Here is a 17,512-nt window from a genome sequence, read left to right as displayed (position 1 = left end):
TGGTGCCGTGTTGCTGGACTGCTACTCGGACACGTCCGCTGCGCGGTGCTTGGCCGCGTAGACCGCAGCGCCGGCCGCACCCAGGAGGGCCGCACCGCCGACCGCGTACAGGCCGGTCTTGTCGTCCCTGGCCGTCGAGCCGCCACCGGTGTTGGCACCGCCGGTCGGGGTGACGCCGGTCTGGGTGATGAACGGTGCGACACCGGCGAGAACCGTTGCCTTGGCGACACCGGTCTCGAAGGCGCCCATGTAGACGCCGCCTTCGGCCTTGAGTCCCAGCAGGTTGCCGACGACCGCCGCGTGGCGGGCCTCGACGCCGAAGATGCCGGCAGCGGCCTGCAGCACAGCCTTGTCCTTGATGAAGCCGGCAGCGCCGAGGTAGGCACCGACGCCGACGTTCTCGAAGGTGTGGCTGGTCGTCAGGTAGCTGGTGCGGCTGTCGAAAGCCCCACCGAAATCGACACCCGGTGCAGAGACGGGGGTCCCGCCGAGAGCCTTGATGGTGGCCGTGATCGCGGTGACGTGGTACTCCTCGTCGGCCTGGATGGCTGCGAGGTATTCCTTCTCGGTGCCGGACAGCAGGTTGGCCTTGTTGCCCTGCACGTAGAAGGCAGCCTCGAGGTACTCGAGGGTCAGTGCGTAGTTCAGTACGTCGACGTCGTTGGCGAAATCAGCCGCGGAAGCCAGCGCCCAGCGGTTGTTGAGCGCCGAGAGTGCCTGGGGGGCCGAGACTTCACTCAGCTGGCCCTTTACGAAATCACTTCTTGTCATAGGAATTCTCCTCCGGGTCTCAGCTGAGCAGTGGCTTGACGGCAGCGAGCACGGTCGCCATGTCGACGTGCTCTTCGATGTGGTGCGGGAACGGGTTCCCACCGATCAGGCTGGCGATGATGGCCGCGTGACGCGACTCGACGCCGGCGATCGAGGCCGCGGCGCCGAGGACGTCGCCGCTCTGGATCAGGGGGACCTGGCCGTGGTAGGCCTTGACGCCCAGCTCCTCGAACACGGACGCGGTCTTGAGGAACGAGTCCTTGCTGGCGAACGTGCCGGACGGGTAGGTGATCTTCGGCTTGGTGACCGGCGTGCTGCCCAGCGACTTGATCGTCGAGGTGAGCGCGGTGACGTGCGCCTTCTCGTGATCGCTGATCGGGGTGATCAGGTCCAGGTCACGACCGGACAGGAAGCCCGACGACACACCCATCGCGTAGAAATCCGACTCGAGGTATTCCAGGGTCAGGGCGTAGTTCAGGATGTCCAGATCGCCCTTGGCGACCGCGGGAGCGTTGGCCGCGGCGTACGGAGCGCTGAAGACGCCTCCGGCAACCAGGCTTGCTCCGACGCCTACCAGGCCGGCGTACTTCAGGAAACTCCGGCGGTTCGTTTCAGTGCTGAACTGCAGCACCGGCTTCCCGTCGAAGAGTTGTGGATCTCCCATCGGTCGTTCCTTTCACTTGTTCCTCGTGGTGCGAACGTGACCATTCGGCAGCTGCCGTCAGGCCCTTCGGGGTGGCGCACTCGAGCGGGATGCGGAGGGGGAGTAGGTCGATCCGGTCCACCGCCTCGAGGTGGACAAAACGGGAGCCGATGGTTCGGCCGGGGAACTTGTCCCGGCCACGCTGGCTCCCGATGTCCACACGTAGTCGATTCGACGCAGTGGGTGGAGCGGATTGCAGCGGTGACGTCCAGATCACAGGTTCACTCTGAAGGCGTAAAGCGCGACCCGTTTGCTATGGAGTGACTACCAAGCGACAGGAAGATCCTGCACGCCGTGCACGACGGAGTACTCGTGGAACGAGATCTCGTCCATCGGCGCGTCCAGTCGAAGCGAAGGGAATCGCCGCAACAACGCCGGATAGGCGATGCGCAGCTCGATTCGAGCGAGCTCGGCGCCGACGCAGCGGTGGGCGCCGAACCCGAAGGCGAGGTGCGGTGAGATACGGCTGGGGTCGAACGACTGCATCATCGGGCCGAGGGCGGGATCGCGGTTGGCGCCGGACAACGAGCACAGAACCATCTCGCCGGCCTTGATCTGCTGCCCGCCGAGTTCCATGTCGTTCCGGGCGAAACGGGGGAAGGCCACCTGCACCACGGTGAGGTAGCGGAGCATCTCCTCCACGGTGGCGCCGGCTGCGTCGTCGTTCTCGCGCAGGCGCGCGGCCTCGTCCGGGTGGTTCAGCAGCAGGATCGCTCCAAGCGCCAGCATGCTGGCCGTCGTCTCGTGGCCGCCGATCAGCAGTCCGTCGGCCAGCCCGGCCAACTCGCGGTCGTCGATCTCGTCGCCGTGCTCGCGGATCAGCATGCCCAGGAGTCCGTCACCGGGCTTCTTGCGCTGGGTGGCGACGAGCTCGCTCATGTAGGTGAGGGATTCGCTGATCGCCTCGAGGCCGGTGCCCGCACCGCCGAAGACGTCGAACCGCGAGCCGCTCAGGCGCTGGAAGTCCTCGCGGTCCGGATAGGGCACGTCGAGCAGCTCGCAGATGACGAGCGATGGGATGGGCATCGCGAAGTTCTCCACCAGGTCGACCGGAGAACCGTTGGCCTCCATCACATCCAGCTGCGCCTCGACGATCTCGGTGATCCGCGGGATCAGCCGGGACAGCCGACGGACGGTGAACTCCGGGGTCAACGCCTTGCGGAGGCGGGTGTGGTTGGGCGGATCGGCGAATCCGAGTCCGCCCGGATCCTGGGAGGCCGTGGCCTGCCCACCGGTGCTGGCCACCACGTTGCTGAAGTCGTTGCTGAACGACCGGGTGTCACCGATCACCGCGCGGACGTCGTCGTAGCCGGTCACCAGCCAGGCGGAGATCCCGAACGGGAACTCCAGCTTGCTGACCGGGGCGGTGGCCTGCCGTTCGGCCAGCCCGGGGACCGGGTCCAGGCCGTGACGCATCAACGGCATGAACGCTTCGGTCATCTGCTGGTCCTCCGGGTGCTGGGCGTGCCGGGTGCTGGGTGCGCCTGTCGGGTCGAAGGCACCTCAGTATCGCCCGCAGTGGGTGTGGTCGGTGTGGACCGACCCGCCTCAGCCGACCGGGACCGCGGGGTCCGTCGGTGGCGGCAGCACCACCGCCGGGTTCTGCGAGCGCAGCAACGCCCTGATCAGGGCTTCGCTGTCCGCGTACCCACCCTCCCCGTAGACCACGTGACGCAGCACACCCTGCGCGTCGACGAGGTATTCGGCCGGCCAGTAGGAGTTGTCGTAGGCGCGCCAGGTGGCGCTGCTGTTGTCGAGCCCGACCGGGTAGAGCACCCCGTCGCTCCCGACCGCATCCCGGACGTTGCCCAGCTCGTGCTCGTAGGAGAACTCCGGGGTGTGGATGCCGACGATGTCGAGGCCGCTCGCGTGATACCGGGCGTACCAGGCCTTGACATACGGCAGCGCCCGCTGGCAGTTGATGCAGGAGAACGTCCAGAAGTTGACCAGCACGACATGACCCGACATGGACGCGAGCGTGACGGGCCTGTCCTGCGGGGTGTTCAGCCAGGTCGAGATCCCGGTGAACTGCGGCGCCCTGCCGCAGTTGGCCAGGGTGGTCGCGTGCGACACGCAGGTGACGACCGGTCCGGACGCCCGGGCTGCCCGCGAGGGTGCGGCCCCGCTGGCGGGCGCCTGCGTGGGTGCGGTCCCGCTCGCGGGCGGCTGCGTGGATGCGGTCCGGGTCGCGGGCGCCGGCGCGGGTGTCGCCGCCAAGGTCGGCGTCCGGGCCGTCAACCCGGCCAGGGCCTGCTGCGCCGCCGGATTGTTCTCCACCTCGTCCTGCAGGGCCTGGGTGTACGCGGGGACGATGCGCTGCAGACCATCGGTCAGGTCGAAGGTCAGTGCGACGGCGAGCAGCACCATCACCGTGCCGCCCGCGACACGGAAGTTTCGGCTGCGGCGGCGGAAGGCAGCCAGCCGCTGCGAGATCCCGGCACCGGCCATCGCGAATGCGAAGAGCGGAATGGCGACGCCGACGGAGAAGGCGATCGTCAGCGCGGCGATGCCGCCGCTGATCTGCCCGCTGGAACCGGCGATGCTGATCGCCGCGAGCACCGGTCCTGCGCACGGCACGTACAAGGTACCGACGGCCAGTCCGAGGACGAACCCACTGCCTCGGCGGGAGTCGTTGCGGCTGAACGCTTTCGGCAGATTCCGGAACGGGCGCTGGAGCCGATCCTCCAGCCGCGGGAAGATCAGTCCGAGGCCGACGAGCACCAGGACCACCAGTCCGGCCCACCGCAGGAAGTCCAGGGGAAGGCCCACTGCGCGCAGGATCGTCGTGCCGAGCAGGGTGAGCACGGAGAAGCTGACCACCACCCCGGCGATGACGAGGGCGGAACGCCGCAGGCCGGCTCGCTTCCGGCCCGGTTCGACCTGCGTGCTGCCGCCGGCGAAGAACAGCACCGGAAGCACCGGCAGGACGCACGGCGAGACGCCCGTGATCACACCAGCGAGCAGGCCGATCGCGATCAGCAACAGCATGGAGCGCCTCCTGGGGGATGTTGCTCCAGTGTCAGCGCCCGGTGGCCGTTATTGCGGCCGGGAGGTCTTACGTGATCCTGACGCCTGCTCCAAGGGGAAGCTTTCAGGCGCGCTTGGCGGCGCAGCCGGCGCAGACGCCGAAGAGTTCGACCTGATGATCGAGGTCCACGTACCCGTACTGCTCGGCGACGGCCCTTGCCCACTTCTCCACGCCGGGGGCGGCGACCTCCTGGGTCAGGCCACAGGTCCGGCACACCAGGTGGTGGTGGTGCGAGGGCTGCTCGCACTGGCGGTAGAGCACCTCGCCGGTCTCGTTGCGGACGACGTCGAGGTCGCCCCCCGTTGCCATCTCCTGCAGCGCGCGATAGACGGTGGCCAGCCCGACCGTCGAACCGGAGGTGCGGAGAGCGGCGTGGAGATGCTGGGCAGAGACGAACTCGTCGGTCCCGGCCAGCAGCTGCGTGATGATCGCGCGCTGAGAAGTGTTGCGGCGCTGCGTCACCACCACGGAGAACTCCTGACCATCGGGGGCGGACCCATTGACCCGCCGAACACCTCCCAATGTTACCGGCTGGACATCGGCCCACACGGGGAGCTCATGAGGAGCCGGTTAGCGTCGTCCGGTGATGTCCGATCGGAGTTCTGCCCGTGACCGTTCCGGCTCTGGCCTGGTGGCGATGGGTCTGGTGGCGACGGGTCTTGTCCTGACGGCGCTCCTGACCGGCTGCACCTCGGCGTCGACCGCCGCCCCCGCACCGGGGACCGTATCAGCGACTCCTGCCGGCGCGGCATCGACTGGCTCACCGAACCCCACCATTGCGCTCACCAGTTCCGCGCTCACCAGTTCCGCGCGCACCACCCCGCCGAGCACCGCCGCGGCCAGCACCTCCGACCCCGAGTTCACCACCCCCAGCGCCGTCACCTCGACGGTCACGAAGACGCAGCCGGGGATAACGGTAGTCGCCAGCGCCCCGAAGGCCACCACCGACCCGGCCGCGGTGGTTGGTGACTGCCCGTACCTGGACGCCGACGTCGTCTCCGACATCACCGGGCAGCATCACGGCCAGACGCAGATCGTCGATCTCCAGCCGCATCCGATGTGCGTCTTCTATCGGTCCGACGGCGGCCTGATGGGCAGCGTCCGGATCATCCGGGCGGCGACCCCGCAGCAGGCGATCGCCGCGGTGGACCAGCACGTCCCGGTGGCCGGCTCCCAACCGGCCTCGCAGCCGGCCGGCTGGAACGGCGGTTCGATGACGACCCCCGGCCAGATGACGCAGGACTCGTCGGCGGGGTCGACCTACGCGGTGTCCAAGGGGAACATCGCGGTGGTGGCCACCGAGAACGAGAGCCCCTCGATCAAGGCCAGGGTGATGGCGGTCTGCGCGATCTACGCGCTGAAGCTGGAAACCGGCCCGACCCCCGACTACTGCGGCGGCGCACAGGGCTGACCAGGGCCGCGAGTGGCCGATTCGCGTGGTAGGTCGACGCGATGGTCCACGATCGTCAGGAGCGTGCGGATGGGTCGTCCACAGTCCGGCTCGTGTGCACGCGGTCCAGCACCAGCAGCGTCGATAGGCCGTGGCAGGATGGGGACCGTGACTGACCTCTACGCAACCCTGCACACCAACCGTGGCGACATCCGGATCCAGCTACTGCCGACGGAGGCCCCGAAGACGGTGGCCAACTTCGTCGGTCTGGCCGACGGGACCGGTAAGTACACCGGCAAGAACGCCACCGGCACCGACACGGGACCGTTCTACGATTCGGCGATCTTCCACCGCGTCATTCCAGGATTCATGATCCAGGGCGGCGACCCGACGGGCACCGGCCGCGGGGGCCCCGGCTACACCTTCGGCGACGAGTTCTTCTCGGGCCTCGGTTTCAGCAAGCCGTACCTGCTGGCCATGGCGAACGCCGGTCCTGGCACCAACGGATCGCAGTTCTTCATCACCCTGGGCAAGACGCCGCACCTCAACAACAAGCACACCATCTTCGGCGAGGTGGCCGACGCGGAGTCCCGCGCGGTCGTGGACGCCATCGGCACCACCGCCACCGACCGCTTCGACCGCCCGTCCGAGGACGTCGTGATCAACTCGATCACGGTCGAAGGCGCAGACCAGGCCTGAGGCCTTGTCGGTACCAGGTACGACCAGATGAACGGTACGACCACATGAGCAGCGTGACCAGATGACGACCCCCATGCCCCCGGCCGGCCAGGACCCCCAGTCGGGTCCCGGCCAGCCGGGGTATCCCGGGCCGAGCTATCCGGTCCAGCCGGGGCAGTACTCGGGCCAGCCCCGGCAGGAGATGTGTGCGTTCCATCCGGATCGCGCCACCGGACTGCATTGCACGCGATGTGGGCGCCCGGCCTGCCCGGAGTGCCTGACCCAGGCGAGTGTCGGTTTCCATTGCCGCGCCTGCGTTGCCGAGGGCCAGGCCGCCCAACGCAGCGTCCGGACCGTCACCGGTGCGCCCGTCGGCCAGCGTCCGATCGTGACCTTCGTGCTGATCGGTCTCAACGTCCTGGTCTTCCTGATCACCGCGATCCAGGCGAAGTCTGGTGTCGACATGACCGGCTCCGTCGTCTTTCGCGATGGAAGCCTTGTTCCGGCCGTGGTCGCTGGTGGCCAGTGGTGGAGATTGCTGAGCAGCGGGTTCCTGCACCTGTCGGTGATCCACATCGGGCTCAACATGCTGTCGCTGTACTTCGTCGGCGTCGGGCTGGAACGGATTCTGGGTCGTAGTCGCTTCCTGGCGGTCTACCTGCTGTCCCTTCTGGGCGGGGCTGCAGCCGTGATGCTTCTGTCGGAACAGTTCGCTCCGGTCGCCGGCGCCTCGGGAGCAATCTTCGGTGTGCTCGGTGGGCTGGCTGTTGCGTTCAAACGATTCAAGTACGACATGCGCCAGCTGCTGTTCGTGTTGGCGCTCAATCTGTTTCTCAGTTTTCAAGTCAGTGGTATCTCCTGGCAGGGCCACATCGGTGGACTCGTCGTCGGAGCTGTGGTGACGGCAGCGTTCGTCTATGCGCCGCAGTCGAGACGCACGCAGATCCAGGTCGGAACAGTAGTCCTGGTGTTTGTCCTGATCGTCTTGGTCGTGATCGTCCGTGACACCCAACTGACCCATTACTGCGGGATCGACCCTGCGGGATACTTCGTCGACTGCACCTGAGCGGTGTCGGGTCCGTGCGGCTCAACGGCCGGCGGTCCACCACTGGCGTAGGTCTTGTGCGACATCGACCGGGTCGGCGCCCAACTCCGTCTTGCCCAGAACGATCAGGCCGTCGTCGTCGAGATCGAGCTCGACGGAGGTGGATGCGAGACCTCGCCGTCGCCGGGTCGGGGAGCTGATCGCCACCACCTGGCCCCAGGTGACGTGACGGGCGCCGACCGGGCCGCGCAGGGTGAAGCCGTCGTCATCGGCGATCAGCCGTTGCCGCATCGTCAGCAGGATGGCCGAGGCGATCGCGCTGACGCAGACACCGGCGCCGGCGACCAGCCGGTCCTCGGGGGAGCCGGCGACGATCAGCCAGCCGGCGAACGCCAGGCACAGCAACCCACCGATGGCGGGGATCAGCGAGCGGACGCCCCACACCTGGAGGTTGCTCCCGAAAGAGCCGCTCCCAGAAGAGTTGTTCACAGCGGTTGTCCACATTGGGGATGAATCACAAGCTTGTCGTTCGGTGTCCGGCCGACGTCATCGGACTGAACGACCGATGAACGACAGCCCAACGATGAGGGAGCATCGCCGCAGATCAGCGCCACCGCATGGTCATCAGCAGGCCGCCGATCATCAACGCGAAGCCGACCGCGAAGTTCCAGTTGCCGAGGGAGTCCATGAACGGGATGTCCTTGCCCCAGAGGTAGAACACCACCAGCCACAGGAGCCCCAGCACCATCAGGCCAAGCATGATCCCGATGTAGATCGGCCCCGATGGACCGGACACCTTGACCCTGGTCGTGGTGAAGGAATTGGTGTTCGCCTGCGCCGACGAATTGGCCGTCGACACGGCGACCTTCTTGCGGACCTTGGACTTGGGCACGTCGTTCCTCGCTGCTCACATCGGGTAACCGGGACCGTACATCTCTGCTTATAGCCTACGTTGTCGGCGCGAATCCGCGGCCACACCCGAATCGGCACCGATCTGATTTGCCGGCGGCCGGGTACCAGTTGCAACAGCAGGAGGGTGGACGTTCCGCGTGTCCCTTGCGTCCCCTGCGTGGCGGGTCGGCTCGGTCGCGGTCTGCCTGCTGGCCGGCCTGCTGATGGGTACCGCCAGGTCCTACTCGCACGGCGAGGACATCCGCAACCGTTCGGTCGACCTCTCCGTCGTCGTGCAGGGTGCGGGTGCCAGGGTGGCCACCGCCGAGGCGAAGGCCGCCGGCCTCCAGCAGAGCATCGATGCGCTTGCAGGCTCTGACCTGTCCCCTCAGGTCGCGACGGCTCGCAAGACCGCGAACGGGCTGAGTGCGCCCGCCGGCCTGACCGCCGTGCACGGGCCGGCGCTCCGTGTCTCGCTGTCCGACGCCCAGCGCAACTCCGACGGCAACTATCCGCCAGGGGTCGATCCCGACGACCTGGTCGTGCACCAACAGGACGTGCAGTCCGTCGTCAACGCGATGTGGGCGGGCGGTGCGGAGGCGATGATGATCATGGACCAACGCGTGGTGACCACCTCCGCGGTGCGCTGCATCGGCAACACCCTCCTCTTGCAGGGCCGTACCTACTCGCCGCCGTTCGTCATCACCGCGATCGGTGACGCGACCAGGATGGAGAGGTCGCTGGACGCCGAACCGGGAGTCGCGTTGTTCCAGACCTATGTCCAGAAGTTCCAGCTCGGGTTCGAGATCGACCCCGTCAAGGACGCGAACCTACCCGCCTACGCGGGTCTGATCCGTTTGACAGCAGCACATCAGGAGAAGAAATGACCGACGTACCACCGATCCGGCCGAAGGCGGACAAGGTGCGCACCGCAGCCCGGGGGATCGGACAGACGCTGATCACCGCGGGCGTGGTGGTGCTGCTCTTCGTCGTCTACGAGGTCTACGTGACCGACCTCTTCGGCAAGGAGAAGCAGGACAAGGCCACCTCGGCCCTCGACCAGCAGTGGGAACGCGACTCCAGCGCGGTCCAGTCCGGCACGCCGACCCTCCTCTCGGCGGCGCCGGCGTCCGGTGCGACGTCGAGTGCCGCGCCCGGCAGCAGTACCAAGGTCATCACCGTCACGGACCCCAACGTGGTGGCCAACCCGTCCACCCGGACGGCGAACTTCGCCCATCCGGACGGTCAGGGCTTCGCGAAGATCTACGTGCCCAGTTTCGGGCCCGACTACGTCTTCACCATCATCGAGGGCACCTCGACCGAGGACCTCTACACCGGGCCCGGCCACTACTCGAACACCCAGTACCCCGGCGAGCCCGGCAACTTCTCGGTGGCAGGCCACCGGGTCTCCAAGGGCTCGCCGTTCAACGAGCTCGGTCTGTTGAACTCGTGTGACGCGATGGTGATAGAGACCGAGACCAGCTGGTACGTCTACCGTGTGCTGCCGATGCAGGGCGAGGCGGCGAACTGGACCACCACCCAGCGCGCCCACTGCACGGGGGTCGCGCCCCAGGCCGGCGCCTACGCCCAGACCTTCGGACGGGAGATCACCGTGCCGTCGGACTACGCCCAGGTCCTCCCGGTCCCGCACGTCGAGTCGACGAGCGTCCCGGCCGGTGCCGAACGCCTCATCACGCTGACCACCTGCCACCCGCAGTTCTCCGACGCACAGCGGATGATCATCCACGGCGTCCTGGTCAAGACCTACCCGAAGTCGGCCGGTACCCCGCCCGAACTGAACGAGAGCTGAGCCGCGTGTACACCTGGATCTGGCGTCATCTGCCGGGATCGGTCTCGGTCAAACTGCTCGAGGTGCTGATCCTGTTCCTCGCGGTGGTCGCGCTGCTGTTCTTCGTGATCTTCCCCTGGCTCGAGCCGTACCTGCCGTTCGATCACGTGACGACGGGCTGAACCGGCAGGAGTGATTGGCCGCCGGGCGTCGGCACGCGCCGCATCATGGCCTCGGCCACGATGGTGTCGATGAACTCGTCGGTGACGGTGCCGCGCAGCACGAGCATCCGGAACATCAGAGGCCCGACCATCAGGGCGTACTCGTCGTCCCCGACCGGTCCCCAGCCCGTGGACAGCACCGCGATGCGGTCGTCCATCACGTCACGGAGGACGCCGGCGCTGTCGGCATCACTCGCCGCGTTGGCCACCAGCTGGGTCCCGGCACTCTCCATGGCGGGCGCCTGGGCGAGGTCGCGCATGCTCATCAGGAACGCCCGCAGGTGCGACTCCGCGGAGCCGTTGGGCGTCGGGGCGGAGCCGAGGTCGTTGATCGTGACGGCCACGTCGTTGATCAGCTGCTCGCGGGTCGCCCAGTGCCGGTAGAGAGTCTGCCGGGAGACGCCTGCAGCCTTGCCGACACTCGAGAAGGTCAGGCCGTCGACGCCCCGTTCGGCCAGCAGCAGGCGTGCCTTGTCCATGACCATGTCGCGGGTCCGTCGTGCGCGCGGATCCATCGGGGCACCTCCTGCCGGGGATCTGCCAAACTAACACCGTGACCCGGATTCTCGTCGTGGACAATTACGACTCGTTCGTCTTCAACCTCGTCCAGTACCTCCAGCAGCTCGGCGCGGAGTGCATCGTCCGCCGGAACGACGAGGTGGGCACCGACGAGGTGGAGGCGCTGGACGTCCACGGCGTGCTGCTCTCGCCCGGTCCCGGTGTCCCGGCCGATGCCGGCATCACCGAGGAGATGGTGCGCTGGTGCGCCGGCCGTGTTCCCGTACTGGGGGTCTGCCTCGGGCACCAGGCGATCGCCGAGGTCTTCGGCGGCGTCGTCGACCGGGCGGAGGAACTCCTGCATGGACGCACCTCCACCGTCATGCATGACGGGCGGGGTGTGCTGGCCGATCTCCCCCAGCCGTTCACCGCCACCCGCTACCACTCGCTGGCCGTCGTCGAGAGCACCGTCCCTGATGCGCTGGAGGTCACCGCCTGGACCGAGGGCGGCGTCATCATGGGCCTGCGGCACCGCGAGTACGCGATCGAGGGTGTGCAGTTCCACCCGGAGTCGGTGCTGACGCAGGGGGGTCACCGGATCCTGGCGAACTGGCTGGCGCTCTGCGGCGACGACGACGCCCGTCGGCTGGTCCCGCCACTCGAGGAGGACGTCGAGAGACTGCGCGTGCTGGCCGGCTGAAAGCCGCTCGACTGCAACGGTTCTGGGCAGACAGAAGGGCCCCGACCAATGGTCGGGGCCCTTCTGCTGTGACTACTCGGCTCAGTTGGAGACCGCCGTGCCGAGGGTGACGCTGGCCGTCTTGGTGTCCGACCCGCGGGTGTAGGTGATGGTCACCTTGCTGCTCGGCTCGGTCGACCGGATGGTCGCGATCAACGCGTCGGCCGAACCGACCACCGTATTGCCGACCTTGGTGATGACGTCGCCGGTCGCGAGTCCTGCGGCCGCGGCGCCCCCGCCGTTGGTGACCTGGGCGATCTTCGCGCCGACACTCAGTCCGGCCTGGGCCGCCGCGGCGGAGTTGGCCGTGTTGCCGTCCGGGGCGTCCTCGACCGACGCGCCGAGCACCGCGTGATTGGCGTGGCCGGTGTTGATGATCTCCTGCGCGATCCGGTGGGCCTGGTCGATCGGGATGGCGAAGCCGACGCCGATCGAGCCGGACTGGGAGCTCCCGCTGGACAGCGACGCGATGGCCGAGTTGATCCCGATGACGGCGCCGGTCATGTTGACGAGGGCGCCACCGGAGTTGCCGGGGTTGATCGCGGCGTCGGTCTGGATGGCGTTCAGGACCGTGTCCTGGGCGGTGGTCGAGGACTGGGTCTGGGTCTGGCTCTGCTCGGCCGCCGTGCGGACCGGCCGGTTCAGGGCCGAGACGATGCCGGAGGTGACAGTGGCGGAGAGTCCGAGGGGCGATCCGACCGCGACGACCTGCTCGCCGACCTTCACGTTGGCCGACGATCCGAGGGTGGCGACCGTCAGGCCTGAGACACCGGAAACCTTGATCACCGCCAGATCGTCGGTGGCGTCGGCCCCGACCACCTTCGCCGACGCGGTGGTGCCGTCGTTGAACTTCACCGTCAGCTCGGTGGCACCGGCGATGACGTGGTTGTTGGTCAGGACCAGGCCGTCCTTCGACAGGATGATGCCAGAGCCCTCCGCCTCCTCCGAGGAGGAGATCGACAGGATCGACACCACCGAGGGCAGGAGCTTCGCGGCGACGGCCTCGACGCTGCCGGACACCACCGGCTGGGTGTCGGAGACGACCGGGGAGGTGGCCTGCTGGTTCAGCGAGCTGTCGGCGGTGAGGGTCTTGCTGCCGACCTGCGAGCCGAGGTATCCGGCGCCGAAGGCGGTTGCGAGCAGGACGACGACTGCGGCAGCCAGGAGTGCAGGGGACTTGCGTCGCTTGCGCGGCAGGGTGTCGGTGCTACTGCCGGCGACGGGCAGACCAGTGGCGAGCGAGCCCGATCCGCCGGCTGGAGCCCCATAGGTCGGTCCGGCGGACTGCCCGTATCCCGCATAGCCCTGTCCGTATCCGGCGTACTGAGTGGGGCTCGAGGCCATCGCCGACGGGCTGCCCGGGGCCGCCCAGACGTTCGGGGCGGACGACTGCTGACCGGTCTGGCCCGGGCCGATCTGGTGCTGGCCGGTCTGGTGCTGGCCGGTCTGGCCGGTCGGCTGGGAGATGCCCGACGGGTCCACCGGGTAGCTTCCGGTGCCGTATCCGCCGGCGCCCGGGTAGGCGGACGTGGCGGAGGGGGACGCCGGGGCGGACCAGGCTTCGGCCGACAGCGCACCACTCGGGCGGGGCTGCCACACCGGCTGGGCGGTGTGCAACGGGCCGGTGCTCGGCTCGCTGTCGACGGGTCGGCTGTCCGCCGGCTGGCTGTCCGCCGGCTGGCTGTCGACCGGCTGGCTGTCGACCGGGTCCCGGTCGATGGGCGAGGGAGTCACCACCTGACGATATTCGCCGGTCTGGTAGCCCGCCCGCGGGTAGGTCTGCTCGGCCGGGGTCTCGCTCTCGTGCTGGCCCGACTCGATGGGTTGGTTGCCGGCCGTGTCGTCGTTGCCGGGCTGCTGCGCCTTGGGGAAGTCCTGCTCGCTCATGGGGTCTACGTTCGCCCTCCCGCGTGTGGAACATCTGAGCGCGTCTTGGGCCCTGCGGGTGAATGCCTGTCAAGGCGCTGTGAAGTCAGCGCCCTGACCGGCGGGTCAGCGCCCTGACCGGCGGGTCAGCCTCCTGGTGCGGGCGCGGTTGGCGTTGTCGGCGCAGTGGGTGTGGTCGGCGCAGTGGGTGTGGTCGGCGCGGTGGGCGTGGTCGGTGCGCTCGAACTGGTGGGTGTGGTGGGCGCCGTGGGTGTCGTCGGGGTGGTCTTCGGGGTGGACGGCGGTGGTGGCGCTGCGCCCCAGGCGACGACGGTGATCGGCGTGTCGAAGTCGATGGGCCCGCCGGTGTACCCGGGATCCATGGAGATGAAGGTGAACGGCACCGCTGGCGGCGTGGCCGGTGTCTTCAGGACGAGCTTTACGCTCGAGGCGCTCAGCCCCGAGAAGGCTGCGCTGATCTGGTCGGTGGTGGTGACCCCCGGCGTGAACGACGGCAGGATGATCGTCTTCTTGGTGTACACAACCAGGCTGATGCGGGCGTTCTTGTCGATGACGGCCCCGGCGGCCGGGTCCTGACCAGGACGTTCGGTGGTACCGCCGGTCCCGACATTCGGCACCTGCTGCGGACTGCCGGCGATCTTGCCAATCACTGTGAAGTCGACGGATTGGACGTCGTAGACCTGGAAGTCTGCGGTCGACTTGCCGCCCCAGCCAGCCGCCTGCAAGGCGCTCACTGCGTCATCGGGACTGAGATTGGCCAGGTTCTGCATGCTGAACAGGCTGTTGTCCGAGGTGGCGAGCGCGACCGGCGTACCCGCCTGCAAGACGGCCCCCGGTGCGACCCCGACCAGTTTGAGCACCTGGTCCTTGGGTTCGGTCCCCTTGATGATCTGCTGGGTGGCCTGCAGCTTTGCCTCCTTCAAGGCTGCCACGGCCTGCTCGTAGGACATACCGACGAGGTTGGTGGGCACCTTCGTGAAGGTGGGGCCGCTGCCGACCTGCACGCTGACCGAGGTGCCCGGCCGCACCGAGGTACCGGCTTTCGGGCTCTGACCGATGACGGTGTTCTTCTGGGCGTCCGTCGAGACGGCCGGCGACGTCTTGAGAATGAGCCCGAGCCTCATGAGTTGCGCCTTGGCCGGATCCGGACCGAGCGTGGCCAGGTTCGGCACGATCACCGTCAGGACGCCTTTGCTGACCTCGAGGTCGACCGGCTTGCCGACATCGATGGGCGTGCCCTTGCTCGGCCGCTGGCTGATGACGCTGCCACTGGGCACCGTGGTGGACTCGATGCTGGTGGTGGTTCCCACCATCAGCCCGGCGTCGGTGAGAGCCTTCCGCGCACTGGCCAGTGACAGGTTCTCCACCGACGGGGTGGCGACCTGGGGCGTCTTCGGCGGTGTCGAGGTGACCTTGAGCGTCAGGAAGATGGCGCCGGCGAGCAGGGCGAGGCAGAGTGCCCCGATGCCGACGAAGCCCCAGACCCGCTTGGTCCGGTTCGGCTCCTCCTCCTCCCACATCTCGTCCGCAAGCGGACGACGGGGCGGGGCGAGCAGCGAGGGACCGGGGACGACCCCGACGCCGACGCGCTCGGGGGTGGCTCTCATCAGCTGGGTGCGCTCGTCGTCGGACAGCAACGGCGTGGCGAGCACTGCCTGGCCGGACAGTGCTCTGACCAGGTCGGACCGCATCTCGGCGGCCGTCTGGTAGCGGTTCAGCGGGTTCTTGTTGAGCGCCTTGAGCACGATCGAGTCGAGTTCGCGCGGAAGCCCCGGCTTGACCTCGCTGGGCGCCTTCGGGTCTTCGCGGACGTGCTGGTAGGCGACCGCGACGGGCGAGTCGCCGGTGAACGGCGGAGCGCCGACCAGCAGCTCGAACAGCACGCAGCCGGTGGCGTAGACGTCGGAGCGGGCGTCGACGGCCTCGCCGCGCGCCTGCTCGGGGGAGAGGTACTGCGCAGTGCCGATCACCGCGGCGGTGGCCGTCATGGTGGCCTGGCCGTCGGCGACGGCCCTGGCGATGCCGAAGTCCATCACCTTGACGGCGCCGGCCCTGGTCAGCATCACGTTGGCCGGCTTGATGTCGCGGTGCACGATGCCGTGGCGGTGGGAGAAGTCGAGGGCGGCACAGACGTCGGCCATGATCTCCATGGCGCGCTTGGGAACCAACGATCCCTCGCGCTTGAGCAGGTCGCGGAGGGTCTCGCCGTCGACGTACTCCATGACGATGTACGGAATCGTGCCGGTCTCGCCGGGTGTCTCGCCGGTGTCGTAGACGGCGACGATGGCCGGGTGGTTCAGGGAGGCGGCGTTCTGCGCCTCGCGCCGGAACCGGGTCTGGAAGGACGGGTCGCGGGCCAGATCGGCGCGGAGCACCTTGATCGCCACGTCCCGGCCGAGCCGGAGGTCGCGCCCGCGGTGGACCTCCGACATACCGCCGAAGCCGAGGGTGTCGCCGACCTGGTACCGGTCGCCGAACAGATGTCCCGTCATCGCCGTCCTTCGTCATCGTGTAGTCGGCAACCCGCGAACGGGTCGTCCGGCGCCTTGCGCATTGTCCCATCCGGACACGCCTCTGCGGTGCCTGACGGCACGGCCGAGCGGGCATACCTGACCGGCATACCAGTGGCAGGACGCACCGGCGCCGCATGAGTTGCCTCGGCGCTCGAAGTTTCCAGGCTCCCGGGCGTACCGGTGCGGGTCAGGATGATCAGCGAGACCACTCCGACGAGCACCAGCACCAGCACGGCCACCAGGATCGCGAGGCCCGTCCGCCGGTTGACCGGTGGCGGGTAGGCGGCCGGTGCACGGAGCGGAACCGGAGCCATCGCCCGCACCGGCGGAGCGTAGGTGGGGGGTGCGTAGCCGGCGACCGCGCCACTCGCCGCGGACCTCGGCGCTCCCGTACCGGTACTGGGTGATCCGGCTGGCCGGAGCTGACCGGCCGCCGTCATACCGGCCATACCGCCGGTGCCGGTGTTGATCGCACCCGACGGGAACGGGCCGGCCGGTGGGATCGGGAAGCCGGGCCGCCCTCCGCCGCGTACCGCCGCGACCGCACGGGCCACGGAGGCTCCGTCGGGGAAACGGCGGGCCGGATCCTTGGCCAGCATCCGCATCACCAATGCGGCCACCGGCGGCGGGATGTCCGGAGGCAGCGGCGGCGGCTCGTCACGGACATGGGCCATCGCCACGGCGATCGGGTTCTCGCCGTTGAACGGCCGGACGCCGGCCAGGCACTCGTACGCGACCACACCGAGTGCGTAGACGTCGGACGGCGGGAAGGACTTGCTGCCGGCGGCCTGTTCCGGCGAGAGGTACTGCGCGGTGCCCATCACCATGCCGCCCCTGGTCACCGGGACCTGGTGCGCGACCTTGGCGATGCCGAAGTCGGTGATCTTCACCTGGCCGGTGGGGGTGATCAGGATGTTGCCGGGCTTGATGTCCCGGTGCACGAGCGCCCGGGCGTGGGCGACCTGCAGGGCCCGGCCCGACTGCTCCACCACGTCGAGGACGCGGGGAACGGAGAGCCGGGGCGTCCGGGCCAGCACGGCCGAGAGTGGTTCCCCCGTCACGAGTTCCATCACCAGGAACGCAGTGTCCCGCGGCCCGCCGGCGATGGAGGCGACCTCGCCGTAGTCGTAGACGGCGGCGATGCCGGAGTGGTTGAGCGAGGCGGTGATCCGCGCCTCGGCGCGGAAGCGGTCGACGAACTCGGGGTCGCTCGTCAGCTCCGACTTGAGGATCTTGACTGCGACGCTCCGCGCCAGACGGGTGTCGTCGGCGCCCCAGACCTCACCCATGCCGCCGACCGCGATGCGGTGGGTCAGCCGGTAGCGGTCGGAGAGCAGGAGCCCGGGGGTCAGCGCCATC

18 protein-coding genes are annotated in these 17,512 nt (G+C 68.4%); 7 read left to right on the top strand and 11 right to left on the bottom strand.

Going from position 1 to position 17,512, the window contains the following annotated elements:
* Positions 1–21 precede the first annotated feature (21 nt).
* The 5 genes from ABIB25_RS14240 to ABIB25_RS14220 all read right to left on the bottom strand — a co-directional run bounded on the left by ABIB25_RS14240 (position 22) and on the right by ABIB25_RS14220 (position 4,970).
* Positions 22–771: a ferritin-like domain-containing protein gene (locus ABIB25_RS14240; RefSeq protein WP_354529121.1), complete on the bottom strand. Its 750-nt coding sequence runs from the start codon at positions 769–771 to the stop codon at positions 22–24.
* A 19-nt stretch (positions 772–790) separates the two neighbouring features.
* Positions 791–1,435 carry a ferritin-like domain-containing protein gene (locus ABIB25_RS14235; RefSeq protein WP_354529120.1) on the bottom strand — a complete coding sequence of 215 codons (645 nt, stop codon included), beginning with the start codon at positions 1,433–1,435 and terminating at the stop codon, positions 791–793.
* Between the two features lie 303 nt (positions 1,436–1,738).
* On the bottom strand, positions 1,739–2,914 hold the full coding sequence (locus tag ABIB25_RS14230; protein ID WP_354529119.1) for a cytochrome P450: 1,176 nt from the start codon (positions 2,912–2,914) through the stop codon (positions 1,739–1,741).
* A gap of 108 nt (positions 2,915–3,022) precedes the next feature.
* On the bottom strand, positions 3,023–4,462 hold the full coding sequence (locus ABIB25_RS14225) for a cytochrome c biogenesis protein/redoxin (protein ID WP_354529118.1): 1,440 nt from the start codon (positions 4,460–4,462) through the stop codon (positions 3,023–3,025).
* Between the two features lie 103 nt (positions 4,463–4,565).
* Positions 4,566–4,970, bottom strand: coding sequence for a Fur family transcriptional regulator (locus ABIB25_RS14220; RefSeq protein WP_502919817.1), 405 nt, complete (start codon positions 4,968–4,970; stop codon positions 4,566–4,568).
* 118 nt (positions 4,971–5,088) lie between these two features.
* Between ABIB25_RS14220 and ABIB25_RS14215 the strand changes: the two genes are divergently transcribed.
* The 3 genes from ABIB25_RS14215 (at position 5,089) to ABIB25_RS14205 (ending at position 7,636) form a co-directional block, all read left to right on the top strand.
* A complete protein-coding gene (locus ABIB25_RS14215; protein WP_354529117.1) occupies positions 5,089–5,913 on the top strand; it encodes a DUF2020 domain-containing protein in 825 nt (274 codons plus the stop codon).
* A 138-nt stretch (positions 5,914–6,051) separates the two neighbouring features.
* Positions 6,052–6,591, top strand: a complete 540-nt coding sequence (locus ABIB25_RS14210) for a peptidylprolyl isomerase (RefSeq protein ID WP_354529116.1) — start codon at positions 6,052–6,054, stop codon at positions 6,589–6,591.
* 61 nt (positions 6,592–6,652) lie between these two features.
* The gene (locus ABIB25_RS14205; RefSeq protein WP_354529115.1) at positions 6,653–7,636 is read left to right on the top strand and encodes a rhomboid family intramembrane serine protease; all 984 of its coding nucleotides are present in this window, start codon (positions 6,653–6,655) and stop codon (positions 7,634–7,636) included.
* A gap of 21 nt (positions 7,637–7,657) precedes the next feature.
* On the opposite strand, the gene ABIB25_RS14200 is transcribed toward ABIB25_RS14205, so the two are convergent.
* Positions 7,658–8,104, bottom strand: a complete 447-nt coding sequence (locus ABIB25_RS14200; protein ID WP_354529114.1) for a PH domain-containing protein — start codon at positions 8,102–8,104, stop codon at positions 7,658–7,660.
* Positions 8,105–8,219: 115 nt separating this feature from the next.
* A complete protein-coding gene (gene crgA, locus ABIB25_RS14195; protein WP_354529113.1) occupies positions 8,220–8,507 on the bottom strand; it encodes a cell division protein CrgA in 288 nt (95 codons plus the stop codon).
* A gap of 157 nt (positions 8,508–8,664) precedes the next feature.
* Between crgA and ABIB25_RS14190 the strand changes: the two genes are divergently transcribed.
* The 3 genes from ABIB25_RS14190 to ABIB25_RS14180 are packed head-to-tail and all read left to right on the top strand — an operon-like array spanning position 8,665 to position 10,477.
* A complete protein-coding gene (locus ABIB25_RS14190) occupies positions 8,665–9,393 on the top strand; it encodes a DUF881 domain-containing protein (RefSeq protein ID WP_354529112.1) in 729 nt (242 codons plus the stop codon).
* The gene (locus tag ABIB25_RS14185) at positions 9,390–10,316 is read left to right on the top strand and encodes a class E sortase (RefSeq protein WP_354529111.1); all 927 of its coding nucleotides are present in this window, start codon (positions 9,390–9,392) and stop codon (positions 10,314–10,316) included. Before ABIB25_RS14190 ends, ABIB25_RS14185 begins: the two co-directional genes overlap by 4 nt.
* Positions 10,317–10,321: 5 nt before the next feature.
* Positions 10,322–10,477: a hypothetical protein gene (locus ABIB25_RS14180; protein ID WP_354529110.1), complete on the top strand. Its 156-nt coding sequence runs from the start codon at positions 10,322–10,324 to the stop codon at positions 10,475–10,477.
* Here ABIB25_RS14180 and ABIB25_RS14175 read toward each other — a convergent pair.
* Positions 10,459–11,031 (bottom strand): TetR/AcrR family transcriptional regulator, encoded by a 573-nt coding sequence (locus tag ABIB25_RS14175; RefSeq protein ID WP_354529109.1) that lies wholly within the window; start codon positions 11,029–11,031, stop codon positions 10,459–10,461. The two genes, ABIB25_RS14180 and ABIB25_RS14175, sit on opposite strands and share 19 nt — an antisense overlap.
* Positions 11,032–11,069: 38 nt before the next feature.
* Here ABIB25_RS14175 and ABIB25_RS14170 point away from each other — a divergent pair, with 38 nt between their 5' ends.
* Positions 11,070–11,714, top strand: coding sequence for an aminodeoxychorismate/anthranilate synthase component II (locus ABIB25_RS14170; protein WP_354529108.1), 645 nt, complete (start codon positions 11,070–11,072; stop codon positions 11,712–11,714).
* 81 nt (positions 11,715–11,795) lie between these two features.
* Here ABIB25_RS14170 and ABIB25_RS14165 read toward each other — a convergent pair whose 3' ends face one another.
* From ABIB25_RS14165 to ABIB25_RS14155, 3 genes are all read right to left on the bottom strand, one after another.
* Entirely contained in the window at positions 11,796–13,640 is a 1,845-nt protein-coding gene (locus ABIB25_RS14165; RefSeq protein WP_354529107.1) for a S1C family serine protease, read from the bottom strand.
* Between the two features lie 125 nt (positions 13,641–13,765).
* Positions 13,766–16,132 (bottom strand): Stk1 family PASTA domain-containing Ser/Thr kinase, encoded by a 2,367-nt coding sequence (gene pknB, locus ABIB25_RS14160; protein ID WP_354529106.1) that lies wholly within the window; start codon positions 16,130–16,132, stop codon positions 13,766–13,768.
* Positions 16,129–17,511 carry a serine/threonine-protein kinase gene (locus ABIB25_RS14155; protein ID WP_354529105.1) on the bottom strand — a complete coding sequence of 461 codons (1,383 nt, stop codon included), beginning with the start codon at positions 17,509–17,511 and terminating at the stop codon, positions 16,129–16,131. The genes pknB and ABIB25_RS14155 overlap by 4 nt, the downstream gene beginning before the upstream one ends.
* Between the last annotated feature and the right edge of the window lies 1 nt (position 17,512).

It is taken from the genome of Nakamurella sp. UYEF19, assembly GCF_040546275.1.
Lineage (GTDB): Bacteria > Actinomycetota > Actinomycetes > Mycobacteriales > Nakamurellaceae > Nakamurella.
This window is presented reverse-complemented; position numbering and strand designations above follow the sequence as displayed.